This is a genomic window from Blastopirellula marina, from assembly GCF_002967765.1.
GTDB lineage: Bacteria > Planctomycetota > Planctomycetia > Pirellulales > Pirellulaceae > Bremerella > Bremerella marina_A.
Genome location: NZ_PUHY01000014.1, coordinates 313,705 through 337,509, shown reverse-complemented (window position 1 = coordinate 337,509; position 23,805 = coordinate 313,705). Strand labels below are relative to the sequence as shown.

19 protein-coding genes are annotated in these 23,805 nt (G+C 54.5%); 10 read left to right on the top strand and 9 right to left on the bottom strand.

Features of this window, described 5'->3' with window-relative positions:
- Nucleotides 1-607 precede the first annotated feature (607 nt).
- Nucleotides 608-1,261, top strand: coding sequence for a hypothetical protein (locus C5Y83_RS24090; RefSeq protein ID WP_105332352.1), 654 nt, complete (start codon nt 608-610; stop codon nt 1,259-1,261).
- Here C5Y83_RS24090 and C5Y83_RS24085 read toward each other — a convergent pair.
- The 4 genes from C5Y83_RS24085 to C5Y83_RS24070 form a co-directional block, all read right to left on the bottom strand.
- Entirely contained in the window at nt 1,238-1,948 is a 711-nt protein-coding gene (locus C5Y83_RS24085) for a peptidylprolyl isomerase (RefSeq protein ID WP_199195121.1), read from the bottom strand. The genes C5Y83_RS24090 and C5Y83_RS24085 overlap by 24 nt on opposite strands.
- Nucleotides 1,949-2,075: 127 nt before the next feature.
- A complete protein-coding gene (locus tag C5Y83_RS24080; protein ID WP_105332351.1) occupies nt 2,076-3,671 on the bottom strand; it encodes a hypothetical protein in 1,596 nt (531 codons plus the stop codon).
- Nucleotides 3,658-4,626, bottom strand: a complete 969-nt coding sequence (locus tag C5Y83_RS24075) for a glycosyltransferase family 2 protein (protein ID WP_105332350.1) — start codon at nt 4,624-4,626, stop codon at nt 3,658-3,660. The genes C5Y83_RS24080 and C5Y83_RS24075 overlap by 14 nt, the downstream gene beginning before the upstream one ends.
- A 25-nt stretch (nt 4,627-4,651) precedes the next feature.
- Nucleotides 4,652-5,710, bottom strand: a complete 1,059-nt coding sequence (locus tag C5Y83_RS24070) for a YbhN family protein (RefSeq protein ID WP_146117908.1) — start codon at nt 5,708-5,710, stop codon at nt 4,652-4,654.
- A gap of 245 nt (nt 5,711-5,955) precedes the next feature.
- Between C5Y83_RS24070 and C5Y83_RS24065 the strand changes: the two genes are divergently transcribed.
- Nucleotides 5,956-7,704: a hypothetical protein gene (locus C5Y83_RS24065; protein WP_105332348.1), complete on the top strand. Its 1,749-nt coding sequence runs from the start codon at nt 5,956-5,958 to the stop codon at nt 7,702-7,704.
- A 186-nt stretch (nt 7,705-7,890) separates the two neighbouring features.
- Here the strand turns inward: C5Y83_RS24065 and topA are convergent, their stop codons facing one another.
- The gene (gene topA / locus C5Y83_RS24060) at nt 7,891-10,680 is read right to left on the bottom strand and encodes a type I DNA topoisomerase (protein WP_105332347.1); all 2,790 of its coding nucleotides are present in this window, start codon (nt 10,678-10,680) and stop codon (nt 7,891-7,893) included.
- A 517-nt stretch (nt 10,681-11,197) separates the two neighbouring features.
- On the opposite strand from topA, the gene C5Y83_RS24055 reads away from it, so the two are divergent.
- A complete protein-coding gene (locus C5Y83_RS24055; protein WP_105332346.1) occupies nt 11,198-13,705 on the top strand; it encodes a hypothetical protein in 2,508 nt (835 codons plus the stop codon).
- Between the two features lie 75 nt (nt 13,706-13,780).
- Here the strand turns inward: C5Y83_RS24055 and glgB are convergent, their stop codons facing one another.
- Both glgB and C5Y83_RS24045 read right to left on the bottom strand, forming a co-directional pair.
- Nucleotides 13,781-15,991: a 1,4-alpha-glucan branching protein GlgB gene (gene glgB, locus C5Y83_RS24050; protein ID WP_105332345.1), complete on the bottom strand. Its 2,211-nt coding sequence runs from the start codon at nt 15,989-15,991 to the stop codon at nt 13,781-13,783.
- 83 nt (nt 15,992-16,074) lie between these two features.
- A complete protein-coding gene (locus C5Y83_RS24045; RefSeq protein ID WP_105332344.1) occupies nt 16,075-16,599 on the bottom strand; it encodes a hypothetical protein in 525 nt (174 codons plus the stop codon).
- A gap of 374 nt (nt 16,600-16,973) precedes the next feature.
- On the opposite strand from C5Y83_RS24045, the gene C5Y83_RS24040 reads away from it, so the two are divergent.
- The 5 genes from C5Y83_RS24040 (at nt 16,974) to C5Y83_RS24015 (ending at nt 21,140) form a co-directional block, all read left to right on the top strand.
- Nucleotides 16,974-17,219, top strand: coding sequence for an acyl carrier protein (locus tag C5Y83_RS24040; RefSeq protein WP_105332343.1), 246 nt, complete (start codon nt 16,974-16,976; stop codon nt 17,217-17,219).
- A 33-nt stretch (nt 17,220-17,252) separates the two neighbouring features.
- Entirely contained in the window at nt 17,253-17,840 is a 588-nt protein-coding gene (locus tag C5Y83_RS24035) for a DJ-1/PfpI family protein (RefSeq protein ID WP_105332342.1), read from the top strand.
- A 52-nt stretch (nt 17,841-17,892) separates the two neighbouring features.
- Nucleotides 17,893-18,318, top strand: coding sequence for an ankyrin repeat domain-containing protein (locus C5Y83_RS24030; protein WP_105332341.1), 426 nt, complete (start codon nt 17,893-17,895; stop codon nt 18,316-18,318).
- A gap of 175 nt (nt 18,319-18,493) precedes the next feature.
- Nucleotides 18,494-19,600, top strand: coding sequence for a hypothetical protein (locus C5Y83_RS24025; protein WP_105332340.1), 1,107 nt, complete (start codon nt 18,494-18,496; stop codon nt 19,598-19,600).
- Nucleotides 19,601-20,783: 1,183 nt separating this feature from the next.
- On the top strand, nt 20,784-21,140 hold the full coding sequence (locus tag C5Y83_RS24015) for a hypothetical protein (RefSeq protein ID WP_146117906.1): 357 nt from the start codon (nt 20,784-20,786) through the stop codon (nt 21,138-21,140).
- A gap of 88 nt (nt 21,141-21,228) precedes the next feature.
- Here C5Y83_RS24015 and C5Y83_RS24010 read toward each other — a convergent pair whose 3' ends face one another.
- Nucleotides 21,229-21,819, bottom strand: a complete 591-nt coding sequence (locus C5Y83_RS24010) for a hypothetical protein (protein ID WP_105332337.1) — start codon at nt 21,817-21,819, stop codon at nt 21,229-21,231.
- Between the two features lie 209 nt (nt 21,820-22,028).
- Between C5Y83_RS24010 and C5Y83_RS24005 the strand changes: the two genes are divergently transcribed.
- Nucleotides 22,029-22,769: a tetratricopeptide repeat protein gene (locus C5Y83_RS24005; protein WP_105332336.1), complete on the top strand. Its 741-nt coding sequence runs from the start codon at nt 22,029-22,031 to the stop codon at nt 22,767-22,769.
- Between the two features lie 88 nt (nt 22,770-22,857).
- The gene (locus C5Y83_RS24000) at nt 22,858-23,334 is read left to right on the top strand and encodes a hypothetical protein (RefSeq protein WP_105332335.1); all 477 of its coding nucleotides are present in this window, start codon (nt 22,858-22,860) and stop codon (nt 23,332-23,334) included.
- On the opposite strand, the gene C5Y83_RS23995 is transcribed toward C5Y83_RS24000, so the two are convergent.
- Nucleotides 23,313-23,549 (bottom strand): hypothetical protein, encoded by a 237-nt coding sequence (locus C5Y83_RS23995; RefSeq protein ID WP_105332334.1) that lies wholly within the window; start codon nt 23,547-23,549, stop codon nt 23,313-23,315. The two genes, C5Y83_RS24000 and C5Y83_RS23995, sit on opposite strands and share 22 nt — an antisense overlap.
- Nucleotides 23,550-23,805 lie beyond the last annotated feature (256 nt).

The window sequence follows — 23,805 nt, the reverse complement described above, 5'->3', positions numbered from 1 at the left end:
GGAAACTGAGTGTTTGTCAGGCCACGCCCTAAAAAGGCGTCGGCTTTGTGCAGTGCGTCGTCCACCGGGTTTGCGATCGGAGCTGGCAGGCTGGTGGGATCTTGGGAAATGAAGTTTGCGCCACAATGCTGGCATGAAACTTCCAACCCCAAGTATTCCACTTTGACCTGAAGCTTTCGACCACACGTAGGACAAGACTGCACGAAGTACGTGACTTTACACACGACGGTATCTCCTACTACCGTGATTGCCTGCCGGTTGTCATTGGGGGTGACAACCTCGAAAACGTTCTCGCAGTATAGAGAACGAGGCTCAGAAAGCAACAGAAAAATTGGGCTTAAAGTATATCACAACTTCTTAATGCCATCACTTAGGGAATCTTAAATGCAATTAATGAGATTCTACAACATCCACCGAACAGGTGGCCTATAAGCAAAAGGCCTGATATCTCGCGACTTATGAAGACCATGACCTGTGCGGTACCCCCATTTTGAACTAATCACCGCCAATCGATAGTTTGTGAGCTACCCTTATAAGAAGTGGGCAGCACGTAGATTTCGTATACCTTTGTCTTGCATGAAATGCGCGAAAGTGCGTTGGGGGAATCATGCGTCTGTTTCGTTTTCGGTCAGTCGCAGTCGTACTAAGTGTTGTCCTGGCGATGGTGCTCGGGCTGTCCACGCGACTAAACGCTGCGCCTCAACCGCCCACATTTGAAACGCTCGAAGACCTTATTCGTCAATTCTTCGCACGAACCGGCAACCCTCAAAAGCCGCGGCTGCTTACGCAAAGCCAGGTGCACGACTTACTGGAAGAGCTACGGGGGATGCATATCCAAATCCCGGGCCGCCATCAGATTGTGCGGAGCTTTCCCCACGACAAAGAATTCTTCAGTCGCTTTGTGCTCAGCGAGCTCAGCCACGAACCGGCGGAACGCTTTCCGAAAGATCCAACGTACCTGTTCCAACGCATTGATGCGATGTGTACGTCGCACAAGTCACTCCGGCACTTCATGCAGCTTGCCGGAGAAGGAAAAGCTTTTGAGCAACAGTGGATTGAGCAAGAGCGACTATTTCCACCGCTTGATAATTTGGTGACCGAGGACCTGCTTACCGAACATGGGCTTCTCAGCCCTGAACAAGCGGTCCCCCGTCGCCGCAATTACACGATCGATCATCTCTTGGAATTGTTACGCAGTTCCTACAATCCCGATCGTGTTACCACCAACAGCCCGAGCTCACTTAACGCGCTCGGCCGATAGAATCTCGATCGTCTCTTTTGGCTTGCCGTCGTTCGCGTCGACTTCTGTCATCGAAATCGAATCGACCACGTCCAGGCCCTCGACAACCTCGCCGAACACGCAATAGCCGTAGCTCGACGAATCGTCCGAACCGATATAGTCGAACGAGCTGTTGTCCGCGCAGTTAATAAAAAACTGGCAGGTCGAACTGTGGATGAAGTTCGGGTCGCGCGACATCGCGATCGTACCACGCTTGTTCTTCAGCCCATTGTTGGCCTCGTTCTGGATTTCAGCGCGGGTTGCTTTCGGGGTCATCGTCCCATCGAACAAACCGCCCAGGATCATCCCTTGCGGCTGGACGTAGTGAAAGATGGTTCCATCGTAATGGCCGGTAGCAACGTAGTTGGTCAGAAAGTTATCGACCGTGGCCGGAGCCTTCTTGGCGTCCAGCTTCAAGCGAATCGTTCCCTTGGATGTCGTCAGAATGACTTCCGGGAATTCTTCTCCACCGAATTCAGAGACGTTGTCTTCGGGACCGATGTCGGTGGAAACGGTGTGCGTTCCCCCTGCCCCATCGTCCGATCCACCGGTGCCAATGCTGGCCGCGGGGGGATTAGCGGAATCAGAACTGCCACAACCGGTGGCCAACATACTAAGACATAGGAAACCGATTGCGGTCATCCAGGTCGATGAATGCGGGAACATCATCAAGCACGCCTCCTTGCGTTACGCCTGAAGGATTAATTGAACGGGTCAGGTTCAGGGTCGGGAATTTGCCCGATATTGTCTGGATTTCGGGAAATGACGCAACAGGAGTTTTGCCAGCACCTGGGCGCTACGACGAAAGCCACCCCAGGTACCCTAAATAGTTATAGATCCATGGGTGAATCCAGGGATTCAAGGCGGAATAGCTCGCCGAGATCGCGGAAAACAAGAGCAGTAGGGCGAACACGCGTTGTCCCCACCACCAGCTTTTCCAACGATCGAGCACCGGGATCATGGCGGTTAACCACATCGGGATTAGCCAAAATGCCCAGCGGAATCCAGAAGTCATTCCCCCGTAATTCCGATCTTTCAGCGGCCGGAAGATATAAAACAGCACGCAGACCAGAGTCAGCAGCACGATAAATGCCGCCACCTGCCGAAATACGCCCTTCTCGCCCAGCCACATGCCCAGCCCCACGATCGAAAGGAACCAGACTGGTGTTAGCGATAAGATCCCATGATGGCCCAGGATCACGTGAAACGCATACCACGCGCGGGAAGTTTCCCCCTCGTCGACACCCTTCTTGACCCCTGGCTTCCAGTAGCTGGTGTCGTAGTCGTACCAGTTGTCCCAATCCCGCACTTCAATCGCGGAATCGGTTCGTTGAATCGCGTAACGGCGATCGATACCTTTGTCGAGCAGCACCCAGCGGTTGCCGGTCTCGCGCGTGATGATCTGCGCTTCGTCGCTCAACTCGACCTCTTGCTGGGCGAGTACATCACGCACTTCCGGCGGAAGTTTTCGCTGATCGAGCGGACCATGCAGCTTGCTTTCGACCGTTCCCAAGACTTCACCGTCACCACGATGGGCGTAGGGAGGCCGCCACGATTGATGGGCGATGTAGTTCGAGCCGATCGAGGCTACCAAGATCACGGCCGCCCCAGGAATGCCATACAGCAAGGTCGGTACCGGCTTCTTGATCAGCATCGCCAGCCCGAGCAAGGCGAAGAAACTGAATGCCGGCAGATCGTTCACCGCGGCACAGGCGGCAAAGAAGCCAGCCCCGAGCAAATACTTTGCCTCGCTGCGGTCGTCGCACCAGACTCGCAGACCGCAGTACAGCGCAATCGCCACGCTGGTGGCCGCCAACAGGTGATTGTTGATGGTCACGGCATAGGTGGTCAGAAATGTCCCGAAGCAAATAGTCGCCACAATTCCGACGCGGGCGAAATCGGACTTGGCGTAACGTTCGACGATCAAGATCGTGGGCCATAAAAGCCCTAGCAAAAGCAATCCGTTGGTCACGATGATGATGGCTCGACCGACATAAAATGGATGCTCGGCGATCTTCAAACCGATCGTGTTCTTGATTACCCAGTACTCCCCGGCGAGCACGACCGACATCAGAGGCGGTTTGCTGCTGTAGTAGTGGTACTTCCCATCCGGACCGAGGTGATAGACCTTGTCGATTGAATCCCAATAGTGATCCTCGATCACTTCGTCGATGGCGAACGTGTTGTGATCGACTAACGAGCGGACGGTTGCCCAGCGACTCCGATCGTTCGCGCTGAGAAACGGATGCCGACCATGATTGCCGGTGACGGCGAACGTTCGGCCAACACTGCCGCCAATACATACCGCGATCAAAAGCCAATAGATGGCCCAGCGATACTGGTCCGCCTCGGCCCAGGCATCTTTCTTGCGTGGAACTCTAGCTGGCTTCATCGGAGGCTCCCACGCGCTGCGAGACGAAATACGTCTTGGTTTGCGGCGCCATGGCCGAACGAATCATCTCGGCCAACAAGCCGACGGTTACAAACTGAGTACCCAGCAGTAACGAAACGATCGAGTAGTAGAAGATGGCGCGCTTGTGCAATTCAATCGGCTCCTCCGCTCCGAGCAGGCGATCGAGCACCCACCAACTGGAAAGCCCGAACAATCCCAGAAAACCGAGAGCGAAGAACAGCAGCCCGATCCCACCGAGCAAGTGTTGCGGCCGCTGTCCGTAACCGGTGATAAAGGCCACCGTGGTCAGGTCGAGAAAGCCTTTCAGGAAGCGGCGAACACCGTACTTCGAATGGCCGAACTGGCGAGCACGATGATTGATGACGATTTCACCCACTTTCCAACCATGAGCGGCAGCCAGCACGGGGACGAATCGATGCAGTTCGCCGTAAAGTCGCACTTCGTCAAAGATTTCCGCCCGGTAGCACTTCATACCGCAGTTATGATCGTGCAACTTGACGCCGGTTAGCTTACTGACCATCCAATTGAAAACGCGGGAAGGACCGACCTTGTGCCAAGGATCGTGTCGCACTTGCTTCCAACCGCTGATGACATCTTTGCCCGCCTCGAGCTGCTCGAGAAAACGAGGGATCTCTTGCGGATCGTCCTGCAGGTCGGCATCCATCGTGATGATGATGTCTCCCTTCGCCTCCTGAAACCCGGCATCCAGACCGGCCGCTTTACCGAAGTTGCGACGGAACTTGAAGCCACGCACCCGCGAGTCCTTCTCGGCCAGCTTGCCAATCACCTTCCACGAATCGTCTTTCGATCCGTCGTCGATGAACAAGATCTCGACATCATATCCGTTGGCATTGACCACTTCGCATATCTCAGCGTGCAGCTTGGTCAAGCTTTCGTCTTCGTTATAAACAGGGATTACCAGGGAGAGCTTCATGAGCGAGGGCTTCCAAGCATTTTCATTAGGCGGGATTTTGGGCGGGATCCTCTTCCGACGACGCGATCTCGGAAGAAGTATTGTCCGTGGTGGGAGCGGAGGCGGGAATTCCATATAGGATAATCGCCAGAGCCAATTCCGCCAAAAGCCACGATATACGCAATAGCACAGCCGAGACGACAGCCACCACCGGACCGAAGACGGGGGCCATCATTTCCATGATCACGAACTCGCGAATCCCCATCCCGCCAGGGATTGGCGTGATAAAACCAGCGACCATCGCCAGGCAAACTGTCGCCGCTAAGAGGGGAAACATCTGCATGAAGCTGGGCAAATGGGAGTCGGCGTCGGGGATACTGGCCATCACGGCAAATAAGCTGCTTCCTAGTAGGGTCCAGCCAAACAGATTCGCTCCCCACCCCCAGGCCATCACCGGGTAGTTGAGACCAGCCAGGTTGCGTTCGATCTCGGGATTGATCTTCGAGACCTTCAGCGTCAGCACAATCGTGCGAAACACCGGCGGTAACGTTACAAAGCTGGCGGCCAAGGCAATTCCGATCGCCAGCCACAAGAGAAGCTGTCGATCAGAAAACCACAGGGAAATCAGGATCGCGGCGTAGACTGCCCCGACCGAAACCATCGTCAACGTTTCCGCGAAGACCGCCGTGGCGACGACCGATCGTTTGAGATTTTCTCCCTGGACCAGGGAAGTCCGCAGCACCACGACCAGCGCCTTGCCTGGGACATACTTCCCGAGATGACCAATGAAGAACGCGCGGATCGCGCTGTAAGTGGTGGGCTTCTGATGCATCGCTCGCATCAAGCGAATCCAAAACAGGCTCATCGGAAACGAACCCAGCAGGTAAAGTAAGCCAGCGGCGAAGATCCAAGGCCAACGTAATTTCTGAAAAGAAAAATTTTGTTGCTGAACTTGATCGATCGCTTTATCGACATTGTGCCAAATCCCCCAAACCACCAAAGCAACGACAATCAGCTGAACCAACAGCATCACGCGCTTCTTCCACAGCTTCGCGCGAGGGACTTCTTGAGATTCTGGGATGTCTGGGTTTTCGGGGGAAGTCAACTTGGGGCTCGGCGGCACAAATCTTGGCTGTGGATAACTTGGCGATATAGTCTATCGCAAACCCCATGTGAACCCCAAGAGGCGTTCGTTCGTAGTGCTTTACCGACCTTGAGATAGGGAATTCTCCTCGCGGCTGTGCTTGCGGCAAGAATGCTTGCAAATGTCGCTTTCCCGTTTCCACGATAACAGTTAGGATTAGCGGCACAAGTTGCATGATGCACGTGCTGTGCGAGGAGTATGAGACTGTGTACGCCGCCTGCTTTTTAATTACATCCGCTGTTCTTGGGGTCGATCACGGCTACCAAGTGACCGAACAAGGACAGCTGGCCTATGTCGTCCAGATCGAACCGGAAGCGATCGAATCCCTGAAAGCAGGCGAGCCGTTTACGGTTGGACTGCCGCCCGGTGGCGAGCGCATCGAAGTGTTGCGCGTGCAGATCGGGAAGGACGAACTCTCGAAAGTCGTCCCGGCGTCCTACCAGAAGCCGGTCAAAGAGCTTGATCCGGAGATCAAACTTCTTCCCGCGAATAGCGCCATCTTAACCGCGCCGCCCGATCCCGACGCAATCGCAGATACGAAACCGTCGCTCGGCGAGGAAGTCGCCCAGTATCAACCGCGGTCGACGCGAGAACTTCCGTACGGAGCGACCTCTGGCTCGACAACCAGTGCCACAGGCAGCAAGCCTGCGGCAACCGGGACCAATTCCTCCAGCTATGCCGAAATTCCCGGGGCTGCGGCTCGTTACGGGGGAGGTACTTCGTCTAACTTCTCGGTGCCACCACCTCCCGGAAGTACCAGCAGCTACGGAGCCACCCAGACGAGCGCGACCGCGCCGGTCAACGGCACGTCCGCCACAGGCGGCACGCCGACAGGCACCGGCACATCGGCCGCGGGAAACAGTTCGAGCACCAGCCAGTTCAGTAATACAACCAATGGCGGCACCGGCACGCCAGCTGGCGATACCTCGACCAGTGGAAACCGGTTCTCCTCCTCCTGGAGCAACTCCCAATCGGCAACCGGGACTGGCACCCCAGCCAATGGAAATTCGTCGAATCCAGCCACCACCGGTAACGGCACGTCGACCGCCGGAAGCAATCAGTTCCGCTTCAATCAAAACGGCACCGCTGCGAACTCCAACACCGTTGAGCCATCGAACCCATCGACGGGTGGATGGCGAAATGAGGTTTCGACCGACCTCGGTGGGAATTCCAGCTACGGCAATAACACGGCACAAACGGGTGGCAATGCCCAGAACAATCAGCCCAGCAGCAACATGGCTCCACCACTGATGAACAGTGGCAGCAGCTACTCGGGCAACAATAATACCCAGCAGCCGTCCAACAATGCCCCGAACAATAGTGGCACCCCAAATAACAAAGGTACCAATGGCCAAAGTTCTTCATGGCTGACCGATACCTGGAATTACAACAACCCAGGCAACACGGCTCAGCAGCCTACCAATCAGAATCCCCCGCCGCAGAATAACCAGGGCCAGTACGCTCAGAATCCCAATCCGCCGAACTACGGTAACCAGCCGCAGCAGCCCAATTACAACAATGGTGGTTACAACAACGGCTACGTGAACAACGTTCCGTATCAGCAGCAACAACCACCGTACAACCAGGGCTACTACAACCAAAATGCTCAGGTCGGCTACAACCAGGCTCCACCTTACCTCAGCAATTCCCAGATCGAGTACGTCGCAGCCTTAGCTCGCCTCAATGGCACTCAGCCCAATTCGTCTCCTTCGGCCCCGCAAGGAAACAGCAGTTCGTCCAATAGCGATGAAGAGGATGACAAGGCAGCGAAGACACCCCCTGCCGAGACGGAAATCGTGCGTGAACCGCCCGATTGGTGGCAATTGCTGGCCGTTGGCTTCTTGATCTCGATCTGCCTGAACGGCTATATGTTCATGACATCACAAGACTTCCGCCGCAAGTATCAAGACTTACTGGAAGACGTTCGTGATCTGCGTACACTGTCGAACGACTAATGCAACACTGGCTTGCCTCTCCCTTGAAGGGAGAGAACGAGGGTGAGGGATTATTTGTGAGAATTCCCCTCACCCAATCAATTGACTTGAACGCCCCATGAGCGTTCACTTACTGCCACGTTGCTTAGCTAAGCGTTCCCCTTACCCTCTCCTCAAGGGGCGAGGGCATCCGAGGAAGCCGTTAGCCTAGAACGGTGCTTCCATGTTGTCCGCACTGTCGGTATCGGGTGCCGACTCGGTCGACTTCTTTTTGGCCGTCTTCTTGGTAGCGGCCTTTTTGGTCGACTTTTTCGCGGTCTTTTTGGTCGCCGCTTTCTTCGTGGTTTTCTTTTTGGTCGTCTTTTTCGCTGCCTTCTTGGGGGCTGCTTTTTTGGTGGTCTTCTTCTTGGCCTTCTTCTTTTTGGTACCACCCTTGGCCGCTCGTTCCGCGAGGAGCTGCAGCGCGACTTCCATCGTCACTTCGTCGGGGGAAGCCCCCTTGGGTAAGGAAGCGTTCGTTTCGCCATCGGTGACATACGGACCATACCGTCCGTCCATGATCTTGATGACTTCTTCGGTGACCGGCGACTTGTCGAGGGTCTTGAGCGGTTCCTTCGGAGCGCCGCGACGACCGCCAGCTTTCGGCTGAGCCAAGAGCTCGACCGACTTATTCAGATCGACATCAATTGGCGAGATGTCTGCCGGCAACGAACGGGTTTCGTCGTTCCACTTGATATACGGTCCGTAACGTCCGTTGTAGGCGACGATCGGCTTTTGATCGGTTGGATGCAAGCCAACTTCGCGTGGCAAAGAAAGGAGCTTAATCGCAGTTTCCAGATTCACGTCACCGACGCTCATCCCTTTCAGTAGCGAAGCATTCTTTGGCTTCTCTTCGTCATCGGTCGAGCCCATCTGCACGTATGGTCCGAAGCGACCATTCTTCAGATAGATCGGTTTGCCCGTTTCGGGGTGGGTTCCCATCGGCTCTTCCCCTTTCTCGGACTGCTCGAGGATTTCGAGTGCCTTGGCCAAGTCGATTTCATCGGGCGGGAGTTCGTCTTGGATCGAACCACGACGCTCGCCTTGTTCGACATATGGCCCATAGCGGCCGACACGTACAAAGACTTCTTCCTTGTGCTCCCCTTCTTCCGGAGCACCAAGCGGGATCGAGTTGACGGTACGGGCATCAACGTCTTTGATCCGCTCTTCAATGACTTGCTTCAGGCCGTGATTATCGACACCGAAGTAGAATTTGCTCAGGTAATCGGCGGCGTCGGCTTCACCACGGCTGATACTATCGAGATCGTCTTCCATTTTGGCAGTGAAGTCGAAGTCGATCAGTTTCGCCAGGTGAGCTTCCAACAACCCAACCACGGCGAACGAAGTCCACGTGGGAACGAGGGCGTTCCCCTTCTTGAAGACGTACTTACGCGCCAAGATCGTATCGATAATCGAGGCGTAAGTACTCGGACGACCAATCCCCATTTCTTCCAGCGTGCGGGTAAGCGATGCTTCGCTGAATCGAGCTGGCGGTTGGGTGGTGTGGCTCTTGGGGTCGAAGTCTTTGGCGTCGACCGCTTGTCCAATCGAAACGGTTGGTAACAGTGTTTCGCGGTCGGCCAGTTCCGCCTGGGGATCGTCGGAACCTTCGACGTAAGCTCGTAAGAAGCCTGGGAAATCGATCGTCTTACCACTGACGTAGAAGACGGCGTTGCCCCCGTTGATGTTGATCGAGATACGATGGCCGCGAGCATCTTCCATCTGGCAGGCAATCGTTCGCTTCCAGATCAGATCGAACAGCTTGAACTGCTCGGCGTTCATTTCATTCTTCAGCGATTCCGGCTTACGGAACTCGTTTCCGGCAGGTCGAATCGCTTCGTGAGCCTCCTGGGCGTTTTTCACCTTGGAAGCGTACGTGCGGGGCTTTTCAGGCAAGAATTCTTTGCCGTATTCGCTTTCGACCAGCTTACGCGAGGCGTCGATCGCCACTTGCGATAGGTTGGTCGAGTCGGTACGCATGTAAGTGATGTACCCGTTTTCATATAGGTATTGGGCCACCTGCATGGTCCGCCGAGCGGTGAAACCGAGCTTACGGTTGGCTTCCTGCTGGAGGGTACTGGTCGTGAACGGGGCAGCCGGCTTGGTGGTGTACGGCTTGTTCTCGAGATTACCGACCGAGAAATCAGCGTTCCGAATTCGCTCGAGCAGTTCGCCAGCGCCCGCTTCGTCCAGCAGTAAGAGGTTGTCTTTATTGACCTTACCAGTCGACGCATCGAAGTCGCGGCTGGAAGGAACTCGCTTACCGTCCGCTTCAACCAAGGTGGCCTGAAACACCTGGCCATCGGCTTCAAAGGAAGCGACCAAGTCCCAGTACGTAGCGGAGTGGAACGCCATTCGTTCCCGTTCGCGCTGTACGATCAAGCGAACCGCCACGCTCTGCACGCGGCCGGCGGACAGTTTCGGCTTAATCTTTCGCCACAGAAGCGGGGAGACCTCGTAACCGTACAGCCGATCGAGGATACGGCGGGTTTCCTGAGCGCGGACCAATCCGTCGTCGATGGTGCGGGGATTTTCGAGGGCCCCTTTGATCGCGTCTTCGGTGATTTCGTGGAACACCAGGCGATGGACCGGGACTTTCGGCTTTAAGATTTCTTGCAGGTGCCAACTGATCGCTTCCCCCTCGCGGTCTTCGTCCGTCGCGAGGTAAAGTTCGTCCGACTCCTTGAGCAGCTTTTTGAGTTTGGTGACCTGTTGCTTCTTGTCGGTCGGAATAATGTAGACCGGGTCGAACTTCTCGTTGACGTTGACACCCAGATAGGCCCAATCTTGGTCCTTATATTCTGCTGGGATCTCTTTGGCCCCTTGGGGCAAGTCGCGCACGTGGCCAATGGAGGCCTCGACTAAATAGTCTTTGCCGAGAAACTTCGAGATCGTCTTCGCCTTGGCCGGAGACTCGACAATGACTAGTGACTTCTTGTTGCTGCTCGATTCCGCCATGAATATTCCAATTCGCTGTCTGGTGCCAATCCGCCGATGTGCCGCGCGGCCGCGACGCTCTATCGTCGTCGAGCCTCTTTCTACCTGGAGGAGGGAACCACATGAGCTACCTGAGGTAATCGTGGTAACTTGTGGCCGATGCGTAGTTTTCTTATCCGCTTATTAGGTAGCCCGAATTTAATGAAGGGCCGTAAGCTTTCCACCAACTGAAAAATCGTTGCAGTCAGCGGCATTTTTTTCAAAACTTAGTCGGAGGGTCAAAAAATTGATGAAGCCTCCCACGCCTTCGCAAATTTTGCCGCAATCGGACCTAAAGGAAAGCCTCTGCTACGTTTGCGGGGCCTGATTGGGATTGTACAAACCACGATAGCCCCTACAATCGTTCGAATTGTGCATCCCCGCAAAGCATCAATAGTGCGACTTGATTCGGAATGTCAAGGGGGCGGGACATTTTAACACTCCATCGGCGGCCTCATTTTTTTCGCATTGGGCCGCTCCAATTATTCGACAGGCGACGATGGCCACTCCGTTTAAAGTCTTTCGTGATAATCAGAAAATCCTGATGGTTGTCTTTGGCGCCCTGCTGATGGTCGCCTTCATCATCTTGCCGCCTGTGCTGCAATTTGGTTTCACGAATCGTCAGGTCGAACTCGACAAGGGCGAAGTCGTCGTCACCGTCGGCAAGGAAGAACTTCGCGTCGACGACGTCCGTGAGTTATCAAACAAATATAATCTCGTGGCGCGGGTCATGACGGCGGCCATCCAGCAATGTGTTCAGCTGCAAGGTTCGCCCAATCCCCCTATGCCGCCAATTCCTGGTTTGCAGATTCAACCTCCAACCCAGCAAAGCCCAGGCGGTCCGGTTTATCAACCCGTGCCCGCTGAAGTTGCCGTCCGGTTCCATGCGTGGGCCAAGAAGGCGGACGACATGGGTTTGGTGATCGATGACGAAGCGGTCCGAGAATTCCTGAGCGAAACGGCCGGTGGTCGCCTTAGCGATTACGACTACAACGCCCTGCTGGGTTACGTGACCGGCGAGAACTCGCTGATCACTTACGACTATTTCTTCGAAATGGTCCGCGACGTTTTGAAAGCCCAGAAGATTCAAGCGCTGGTCATTCGTGACGGTCGCGTGGTTACGCCAAGTTCAGCCTGGGTTGCTTACCGCAACATGAACCGCACCATCTCGGTCGAGATGTTCCCGATTGCAGCGACCAACTTCACGAGCAAAGTGGGCGAGCCCAGCGACTCGCAAATCAAAGAACTGTTCGAGAAGTATCGCCACCAATCCCGTAACCCGATGGCCAACCAAATTGGTTTCCGCCAGTTGGACAAGATCGCCCTGGCCTACGTGAAGGGTGACATTGCCAACTTCGTAGACGCTGCCAAGTCGCAGATCACCGACGAACAGGTTGCTGCTTACTACGAAGAGAATAAAGACTCGTACCGTAAACCCACCCTTCCTTCCGCCGAACCAGAAAAGCCGGCCACCGAAGGGGAAGCGGCTCCGATGGAAACCACGGAAACCCCAGCCGAAGGCGAAAAGCCTGCCGCGGAAGGGGACAAGCCGATGGAAGAGGCGAAGCCTGAGCCGATGACCGAACCGATGGAAGAGCCCAAGACAGAAACGCCAGCGGAAGAAAAGCCGGCGACCGAGGAGCCTGCCAAGGAAGAACCAGCCCAGCCCGCCGACGAGCCAATGACCGAAGAACCAAAAACGGACGAAGCCGCGGGGGAAGAATCTGCTTCCGAAGAACCAAAAGCTGAGGACAGCTCGTTCAACCAGGCTTCGCCAAGTGGTGTCCAGCTGGTGAGCTACCTTCAAGACGAAGGTGCTGACCCAATGCCAGAACAGCCAGCCGAAGAAGTTGTGGAAGAAGAAGCGGTTGTCGTCGAAGATCCGATGGACGACAACGCTCCGGAAACCCAAACAAACGCACCGATGACCGGGACGGAAAGTCCCGCCGAAGGCACCCCAACCGAAGAAGGCCCGGTTGAATACAAGCCACTGGCCGAAGTCCAAGATCAAATCCGAACTCGGCTGGCTCAGCCAATCGCTCAGAAAGCAATGACGGATGCCTTATCCGAAATTCGCAGTGAACTGCAATTGCAGTACGAAAGCTATCGTTACTCGAAGTCGGACGAGAATTCCGACCCAACCCAATCACCATACGATTCCAATGCGTTGGAAACCATGGCAACCAAGTTGGGCCTGACCTTCGGTGCGATGCCACTGATGGACATCATCTCGGCCTCCGAGACCGAATTGGCTCGGGAAGCGATGCACATGGAAATCGTGCCTGACCCGGTTCGCTACCTGCGACAGGAGAATCGTTCGATGGTGGCGGAAGCATTCCAGTTTGGAACGCCGCTGTTCCAGTCTCGCCTGTTCCCAGGAGCACCACAGAGCCAGATGATGTTCCAGCGCGGTGAACCGGAAGTGCAGTACATCTATTGGAAGACCGAGCAGAAGGATGGCTTCGTTCCTACGCTGGACGACGTCCGCCCTGAAGTTGTTTCGACCTGGAAACAACTGGAAGCCCAGAAGCTGGCCAAGGCGGAAGCCGAAGAGGTCGCCGGTTTGGTCAAGTCGAAGGAAGGTTTGCTCGAAGCTGCCAAGACACACGACGCTGCCCCGCCAATCGTCGCCAATAACATCACCTACTTCAGCCAGCTTCCTGGTCAGCAAAGCTTGACCTTGGGAGACATCGCAGGTGTTCCTTCCGAGGAAATCTCGCAAGAGATGATGGAAGCGTTGTTCAGCACACCACTGAATGCTTCGACCGTGGCCCCTAACTTGAAGCAGACGGTTTACTACGTCGCTTTTGTCACCGGGGAAACCGAAACCAATGCCGAGCTTCGCCAGAATCTCTTGGCGGTGATCCAAGGCTCGCTGCCAGATAGCGTGCTCAACTACTCTTCGCAGGAAGAGAACATGGTGACCGGCGTGATCCTGCAAGATTACTTCGATCCTTCCCACATCGAGTGGAAGGTTGATCCGATGAACTTCGACGCCGAATCGTAGTCATCGTGGATGCTTCGAAAAGCAAAGGGCCGGCAAACATGCCGGCCCTTTTTCGTTTCTTGATTTCGCGTGCGCTTAGCGCTGAGGACGGAAGACTACCGTACCCAGGGGCGGCAGACGGAACTGGATCGAGTTCTCGCGACCATTCCAGGCAACCTGCTGCGAAGCGATTTCGTCGGTATTGATGACATCGCTGCCAGCGTAACGCGAGTTGTCCGAGTTGAAGACTTCGCGGTAGTTTCCGGCTGTCGGCACACCCATGCGGTAATTGTCACAAGCGTTGGGCGTGAAGTTGCAAGCCACCAGGACGAAGTCGTCTGGGTTCTTACCCTTACGGACATAGGTGATGACGCTGTTCTGCCAGTCGTTGCAGTCGATCCACTCGAAACCGTCGCCGGTGAAGTCGACTTCATGCAAAGCAGGTTCGTGGACCAGCATCGCATTGAGGTCGGAGATCAGTTTCTGCATCCCCTGGTGCGACTCCCATTCCAAGAGATCCCACTGCAGACCCGCTTCCAGGTTCCATTCGTTCCACTGGGCGATTTCGCCACCCATGAACAACAGCTTCTTACCTGGGTGCGTCCACATGTACGAGAACAACAATCGCAAGTTGGCGAATCGCTGCCACATGTCGCCTGGCATCTGATCCAAGAGCGATCCCTTGCCGTGCACCACTTCATCGTGCGAAAGCGGAAGCACGAAGTTTTCGGTGAACGCGTAGATCAGGCTGAAGGTCAGCTCGCCATGGTGATGTTGGCGATAGATCGGATCTTTCCGCATGTATCGCAGTGTGTCGTTCATCCAGCCCATGTTCCACTTCAGGCTGAAACCGAGACCACCATCGTAGGTCGGTCGCGAAACGCCGCCCCAAGCGGTCGATTCTTCCGCGATCGTGACGACACCCGGATGTTGCAGGTGCGACTGTTCGTTGAATTCCTTGAGGAACGAAATAGCCTCGAGATTTTCGCGACCACCGTATTGGTTCGGAATCCATTGATCATGTTCGCGGCTGTAGTCGAGATACAGCATCGAAGCGACCGCGTCGACACGTAGACCATCGATGTGGTACTTGTCGAACAGGAACAATGCGTTGGAAACCAGGAAGTTGCGAACTTCGTTACGACCGTAGTTGAAGATCAGCGTTCCCCAGTCTGGGTGTTCGCCCCGACGTGGGTCTTCGTGTTCGTACAAGGCGGTACCGTCGAAGCGACGAAGACCGTGGTCGTCTTTGGGGAAGTGAGCTGGCACCCAGTCGAGGATCACTGCCAAGTCGTTCTGATGGCAGTAATCGACGAAGTACATGAAATCTTCCGGAGTTCCGTAACGGCTGGTCGCGGCGTAGTAGCCCACCGTTTGATAGCCCCAGCTACCGGTGAACGGATGCTCGGAAATCGGCATCAATTCGATGTGGGTGTGGTTCTGCTGCTTGCAATATTTGACCAACTCGTGGGCCAGGTGGCGGTAGTTGAACCAGCCATGCTCTTCTTCGGCATTGCGTGCCCAGCTGCCCAGGTGGACTTCGTAAACCGACATCGGCTTGGACAGTTGATCTTCGTTGGCACGACGCTCCATCCACGCTTGGTCTTGCCACTGGTGAACACTGAGGTCCGCCACAACCGAGGCTGTGCGTGGTGGCATTTCGGCAGCGAAGCCGTAAGGATCGCACTTGTCGACAGCACGATCGGCCTGACGAACGCGATACTTGTACTTTTCGCCGACGGCCATATCCGGGATGAACAGTTCCCAGATACCGCTCGAGCCAACCTTGTTCATCTGGTGGCTACGAGCATCCCAGTCGTTAAAATCGCCGACGACCGATACCGAACGAGCATTAGGGGCCCAAACGGCGAAGTTGATGCCGGTGACACCATTCACGGTGCGGGGATGGGCACCCATCTTCTCGTAGGAAGTCCAGTGCTTTCCCTCACCCAGCAGATGCAGGTCAAAGCCGGTGAAGAACGAAGGAAACGCGTAGGGGTCATGCATAGTTTTCATCTGGCCGCTTCCAGAGTCGATTCGAAGTTGGTACTGGCCCTTTTCCGTTACCCCATCCATAGGACACGTCGCCTCGAACAAGCCAGCCGGATGGATCTTCTCCATCGGGGTGTTTTGTCCGTGTCCTGGATGAAACAACCAGGCCTGTTCTTTCCCGGGCAAGTAGGCTCGAACTGCCGCGGACTTCATTCCCGAGGCTTCCACTGGGTGTGGCCCCAGAAAGCGACTCGGATTGTCAGAACAACCGTCAATAATGTCGGTTATTTTACCCAAACTACCAATGGTATGCACGTCCTACTCCTTGCCAAGCCGTGGCTTGTATATCGATGTTGTGTGGGGGAGATTTTCTTGGAATTAATGGCAAAAACTTGCACCTAGGCACATGCTGCGAGGGGCCCCGCGGCCTCGGCCAATTCCACTTCACGTTGGGTTTCGTTTAAGGCATAGCGAATGTCATCTGCGATCGAAGGAGCAACAAATCCCTGCTCGCTTCGCACCGCATCCACCAAACCAGACTCGCTGTACTTGGCCGTGATGCGATGAAATTGCTGTGCCTGGGCGACCCGCGCCCATAAATCGTGGTTGCGAACCGCTACGCGTCGTCCGAGACGCTCCAACGCAAAGCCCTGATCCTCCCAGGCACAAAGCCCGTGTCGGACTCCATTCAAGATGTAGCGGGACGGTGTCAAAAGCAGCACGCGGCTTGGTTCTGGAATCGCTTCCAGGCCTCGCACCACGGCTAAAAGTGCCACACGATCACCGAAGTGGTTCGGTTCGAAGTCAGATTCAGCAATCTCGAACTGTCGGTCCGCTTTCCGCAGCACGAATTGCCATCGTCCACCTTCAATATCACTTCGAGATCCGGTAGCGAGGAGATAAAGGGGAGTACTCTCTCTCATCGGTTCTCTTCCGGGGGATGGAACAATCGTCACACTTGGGCGCCGTCGCACCAAAGTGCTAGCAAAACTGGGTCTTACGCCTTGCTTATCGGCAGCGACAACCTAGACACAACACTCTATCTAATCGTTTTCTCTTACCTTTTTTGTCTGTCTTTCGCTTATGAGCCCCACAAACCACTTAAATCAGCGGTTACGAAGGGTCGAAACCTACTTCAAGCATGTGCTAAAATCGTGCCCACCACCTCAAAACCGCTTGGTGGTCGATTGATTAGCCTGCGGGTACGTGCTTTGCAGACTATCTGGCCAGCAATCGACCAGAGCTTAATTCAGGGCGAGATCGCGCCCTACGCCTTCGCTAGAAAGGACCGGGCGCTATGCAAGATCAGGAAGTGTTTGAGTGGTTGCGATCAAAGATCGTGAAAGCTCGCCAGATTCGCCCCGAAGTTGTGCGCATGGACAGCTCGCTCTCGGAAGACTTGATTCCCGATTCATTCGAGATGATCGAGTTAGTCTGCGAGATCGAGAAACACTTCGGCTTTCGAATCGATTACGATGATTTCTCGGAGATGCAATCTGTCGGAGACGTCGTTGCATTCATCCAGCAAAATACCGCCAAGTAAGACAGCAAACGCCCGCGCAGGAGATTGACACCCATGGCAGCCAAGAAGATTTTGATGCTCGTCGGCGACTTCGTGGAAGATTACGAAGTGATGGTTCCCTTTCAAATGCTGTTGATGGTCGGCCACGAAGTATCTGCTGTCTGCCCTGACAAGAAGGCGGGCGACAAGGTCGCGACGGCGATTCACGACTTTGAAGGCCACCAAACATACAGCGAGAAGCCAGGTCATAACTTTCAGCTGAACGCCACGTTTGACGAGATCGACGCCACCACGTTTGACGCCTTGGTGATCCCTGGCGGCCGCGCCCCCGAGTACCTGCGTTTGAACGACAAGGTATTGGAAATCGTGCGGCACTTCGCCGAGGCCGACAAACCGATCGCCGCCATCTGTCACGGCCCCCAAATCCTGGCTGCCGCCGGCGTGTTGAAAGGTAAGACCGTTTGTCCTTACCCGGCCTGCGGTCCGGAAGTCGTGATCGGCGGAGGCGAAAGCATCCCACCAAGCGACACCTTCGACAACGCCCACGTCGACGGCAAACTAGTCACCGGCCCCGCCTGGCCCGCCCACCCAGCCTGGATCCGAGCATTCTTGGAAGTGCTGGGGACGAAGATTGAAGCGTAGTTTTGCAGCTCTTTACATCCACGATCTCATCATACATTCGTCCTGGACGTGTATGACTCCAGATGAATTCAGCCACTTGATCGCAAACGGCCAAGGAGCCGCTGAACTTCCCAAGTTCATTGCTGCGGGAGGTAACGTGAACTCTGTGGTTCCCAACGCGATCTGGCCCTGGCTTCACCTCGCGTGTGAGCATCAGAACATGGACGCGATCCGCGCGTTGGTCGCTGCAGGTGCAAACGTAGAGGCAAGAGACGAATTTCGGCAAACGGCAATGCATATCGCGGTCGACATTGACATCGATGCCGTTGTGCAAGCGGGCGATACGGTATCGGACATGCAGTTCGAGACGACACGCCTCCTACTCGAGCTTGGTGCCTGCCTGGATGTTCGTGACAACGCGAATCGCTCCCCACGCGACTTTGCTGCGGCATACGGACAAGAAGTCCTCGACCAATTCGATCGACGTACCCAACGATGAACGAAAGGATCCGGCGAAACAAAAGGTGGACGCATATAAGGTGTCCGAACCGAATGGCACCGTTTCCTAATCCGTTAAGAACTGTTACGGTTGAAAGTCCGCGAGCGGGCCATGGAAATCCTCGAGTTTTCTATAGAGCCTGTGCTGACACTTCTTCGTACGGAGAATTGCGATAGTGAAACACATCTTATTGGTCTGCGTCATTTCCACCATCCTACTTACGGCTACTTGCGATATTCAGCAGGTTTCAGCCCAGTCGCCACAGCACGCAAACCCGCGGGAAAAACAAGAGGATCTGGCAAAGAGGTATGGCAAGGCAATATTACTGACGAACCTCCAAGAGCAACGCAAGCTGCTTGCAGAACTCAAGAAGTCGATAGAAGAGAATGATGGACATGGTTATGTCTACTCGGCGCGGGAAGTTACCCTCGCGTTTGACGAGTTGGACAGAGTGCTTAATTCTTCCGACGAAGCGTATGCGCAGGCTAAGGAACAGCAACACGAGGAATCAACGGCAATTCAGTACCAACTGCATGGCGACCTGACCAGGGCGATCGCACACCACAAGACCGCTTTGGATATGTCATATGTGCTATATGGAAATAAGTCTTATCACTCATTGGCAATTCAAACCATAATGGCCAATGCGATATTCGACACGGGAAAAGATCTCGCATCCGGAATAGCCCTTCTTCAGAAAACACACGACGAGTTGAAATCCTTGCGAATGACAGATGGAGTTCTTTTCTGCCAAACCACCCACGGCTTGTTTGTTAGCTATTTGTCAACAAAAGACTATCCGAATGCATTTAAATATGGCATTCAGACAATCGAAGCTCACAAACGCCGCCAATCCACGGATACCGATGAGTACCTCCAATTAGTTGCCCTGCTTGCCAAAGAATTGAACAAGGCAGAGCAATTTAAAGATGCACTGACAATTACTCAATCCGTACTTGACGGAACACATCCCAAGGCTGGACTTGAAGCTCGATTTTCAGTGCTTATTTGCCGCGAGTACGCGACCGCCAAGGTTGGGCTCGGCGATTACACGAATGTTTCGAATACATACAGTCAGGCTATCGTCATCGCAAATCAGATTCCAGGTTATCCTGCTTCAATGCGTCTCGACTTACTCAAAGCATTTCTAAGCTTTGCAAAAAGTCGGGATGATCAAAGCCTCGTTCGCAACATCGAACAAATGATTGATAAAATAGAAAGCAGAACACAGCCTACTCGTAGCCGGTACTCCGATCCACCGCTCGTAGACGAAGGAGACTAGACGACGTCCACCTTAGAAAAAGAACGGGCATCGGGACTCATTTCCCCCTCGTCCTGTTCACGCGAAAAACCAGAAGAAATGGTGTCCGAACTCTTTCCCGTTCCCAACAGCCCGCCGCGTGATTCTGGACTCAAACCTCCGACCAAACGAAAGTCCGAGGAAGGCACAATTCGAGACGAACCACGCGGTCGATCCAAGAAAGCAAGCTTTTAAGCGAACAATGAGTGCGGACACCTCTTCTTGCCCTTTGTCGCGAAACAGCCGTGAGAGTCGGCGGAAATGAGCACCGATAGCACATGCGAAGTTCCGTTCTACTCCTCCATTACGGCGATTATCCATGTCGCCATACTGGTATGGGTGCTTGCGGATGCCCCCTTCTGCGATCTCCTGTTGTTTTCTCAGGCCTGCATCTTGGGAATGGCTGCAACACGGTCAAGGATGACAATAATACTGTATCTGATCATGACCATGACTGCTTATAGCATTTGGAGCAACGCACCAAAAGGCAGCGAACGCATGCTTGGATATAGTCTATCTGAGGGGGCGTGCATTGCGATGCTGTTTGCTACAACATGTGCCTTTCTAGCTAAGTTAGGTGTATGTCGTACATCATCTAATTCTGACGCGCGATTTTCTTTACATGATGCCGCATTGTGTGCTGTCTCTCTGTGTGTGTCGTGCGGTGCTGTTGCAAACCAGCTGCGAATCGACGCGGACCTTGGCATGGCAAGTCAAAGGGGACTTGGGGGCGTGTTGTTTTTTGGGGGCATTGGCATTACCAGTATCGGTGCTTACGTATTTAATGGGTTGTCACGTGGGACCAGGGACACAACCATACTTCTAATGCTATTGCCAGCGACCGGGATTCTGTGGATTTGCTTGTCCCAGCGAGTTGATTCGGATAACGGTCACCAAGAAATTGTTGGTATTATTATTTCGCAAGTAGCTTTTCTTGTGACAGTGCAGTGTCTGTTGAGTGCACCTTATTGGATACATCGCATGGCTTCCAAGGCAGGTGAGGCCGATATGTAGCACGGATGGCGGCATCACCGAGCAGCTTCTCGACGGTTCGTCGCTCGCCGAAGCGATCGAACTCGACTACATTCCGCACTATAAAAGGCTGCAATAAGCGGCCCAGCGGTTGCTTGCGTGCGAGGCGGTTCAGTCGCTATTGGACGAGACCGTGGCGACGCAGATGGGGCGACGTAAGCGAGTACCAGATGCGGCGATCGATTCGACCAGGCTCGAAGCAACATGTGCGAGCGGCTACTTCGTACGGCGGCGAAAAACGAAGGATAGCCCGTGGAAAACCGTTGTGTATCAACGTTTTCCCAAGCTCAGCCTGGTGAGCGATGTCGACAAGCACTTCATTCTCGCGATTTGCGTTGGCAACGGACCGCGGCCGGATGTGGACGAATTTCAAGGGCTGATCGATCAGGCAGCGAAACGTGTTCGGTTGCATCGTATCTTGGCCGACGCTGGCGAGGCAACTTCGTCCGAGGCAAAACGGACTCAAGCCGCCACAAAGAATTGCACCTGATGGTGCTGACTCACAATGTTATGATTCTTTGGTGGGCTTGAGTTTTCTACAGAGCCTCTCAGGACTCATTAATTCCATTCGTTCCCGCTTAACCTAGGCGAAAAACTCCGAGTACCGCCAAGACGATCGCTCCGAAGGCAATAAGGCCTGATGCTCTTGCGACATGGGATCCTTGATCGAGCCCGAAATAAGTTAACGCGTTTTTTCGTTGCAAATACAACAGAAACATAACGCTGAGAATCAAACCGAGGCCGTTTTGCAGGATGATCCCATCGGAATTGTGACCAACTGCGCCAAGTGTGAACGTGGTTGAAAACACCCAGACTAGCAGCGTCATGCTATTCGCGACGCCATACACGTAACGGATTGCTGCCAGCCACCATCCCCACTTCGTCCCCCGCCACAAACCAATCGCGGCCGCCATCCCGAGCAGCCCCAGGGCCAAGATCCCCCAAATAAGCCTCAAGGAAACCAGCAGGACGCCGGCACCTGAAACGAAAGGAATCGGACCGACAAAGAACATGAAGCCCGCCTCCAGCAAATAGATGATCCCGGAAAGCAGGCTGAGGATCGCCAGGATCGAAATCCCCAGCGGACGCTTGGCCGGAGCGGACAATGCTTGATCGGCATCTACCGTGGCGGTCGTCGCAACCGGCGACTCGAAAGGGTTTTCAGTCATAAACGGTCCTACGTCGTGAGTTGGGCTGGAAATCTTGGGCAATGGGTCGTCACTCCGTAACAAAGTAACCCGCCTCGATTCGACTTACCATGACTCTTGTTTCTCGCGCACTTCACCCTACCCAACCTTGGCCAAGCCTACTACGATAAACCATACCCCAGCACATTCCGCTTCCTTCGCTCGTTTCCTTTTTCGCAGGCCGGTTGGCTATGAATTCTTCATCGCAGCCGCAGCCATCACAGCCTGGCTCTTCGATGACGCCAGGCGAGGCGGCTTCGCGGCGGGGGGAATTCTTTATGGAACTGCAGCGGTTCGACGAGGCGCTGGTCGAGTTCCATCGGTGGGTCGCGGCAGAGCCTGAAAATCCATGGGCGCTCGCTCAACTTGGCTACTGTTATTCCCGCAAGTTCAAGTTTCGGGAAGCAATCGAGTACGCCCAGGCAGCGCTCGCGCGAAGCCCTGATTCGTTCTACATGCAGTTAAATCTAGGCCTTTGCTACTATAATACCGCCCAGCCCGAGAAGGCGATCGAGCCGCTCTTGGCCGCGTTGGCAATCGATCCAAACGACGCGCAGGTCCATTGCCTGCTGGGGCGTTGCTACTTCTCGACCGACCAATACGACACCGCGTTGCCATACGCCGAACGTGTCATTCAGATCGAGCCGCACGATCTCGACGCGTGGTACTTGAAAGGGCTCGTGCTGCTCGAAACCGATCAGATCGACGCTGCGTTGTCCGCGTTTCGAGAAGCGTTGCGGTGTGATCCGAACTACCCTGAAACGCACTATCAAATCGGTATCTGCTACCTGGTTCAGGGCAAACGCGAACAGGCCCGCCGTCAGTTCGAGGAAACGCTCCGATGGACTACAATCCAAGAACAGGGAATTGGGAACGAAGGGAACTTCACCACGTTGATCCGCAGAGGCACCAAGTTGACAACTCTCCTTTGAACCTTCGGGAACTAACGCCGGATTGGCACGCCGAAGTCGATCCATTTCGACGTGTTCCGGGAATAACGCCGAATAGAGGCATTCGATAATGGACTACGAATATCTACACGAAATCGAGTGCGTTGAACTTCGCAGTGTCGCTAAACGTCCAGTGACTGAGTTACTGCCAGAATTTCGGAGTCTCGGGTTCACTTTGCATGACGATGTCGTAAGCCTTGACCGAAAGGGGAAGATTCCGCCGTGGCAACACACATCAATCGTTGAAGTCGAGGTTCAATGCGAAGGAGATGAAGTATTTGGATTCGAGGAAGGTGAGTGGGATGTCCTCCAGCTAAAGTACCTCTTCGCTACGCTGCCGTTTGAACTGGCAGATAGGTTCATTGATGTTGTTTTCCAACTCGCAGGCAAGTTGGAAGCGTCCGTCACATACCGAGGAGTTGAAGTCGATGCCAGCGGATTGAAGGAACGCTTTGCTTTCATTTGCGATGAATTGCTTTCGGAAACAGGAGAAGATGCAGGATCAGAAGGACTAGCTATTCTCATTCACAGCACATATCCACGGTAATCGAATACTCTGTCTTTTGCTTCTGCATCACGATCTTCGCAGGCTGTGCCGGTTTGAAGGGTTGCAGCTTGGCCGGTTGAGCAGGCTTCCACGGCTTGCTGTGTTGTCTCTTGTCGGGCGGCACGCCTGACGGCGGCGGCTTGGGCTTTTTGCTCAAGCTCTTGTTGACCGCTGAATCCCGTGGCAACGACCCCCAAAGGAGACGTAACGGTCATTACCGGAATGGTGAAGGAGGGCGACGATCTTATCTTGAGAGGAATGCATATCGATGGTCCAGGAGCAGGTTCACTTGGACCGAGTACGCTTCGAGAATTGGCAAAAGACTTGGGACGACAGCAGAGTGCTAAGAGAGTCATTATTCACGGAGGGACTCGCACAACCGCAGCGAATCCCGGGCATGTCCCACGCCCGATCACCATCACAGTAGATTGAGGAGAAACCATGACAACAGTAAGAGTCACGAGTTGGCAA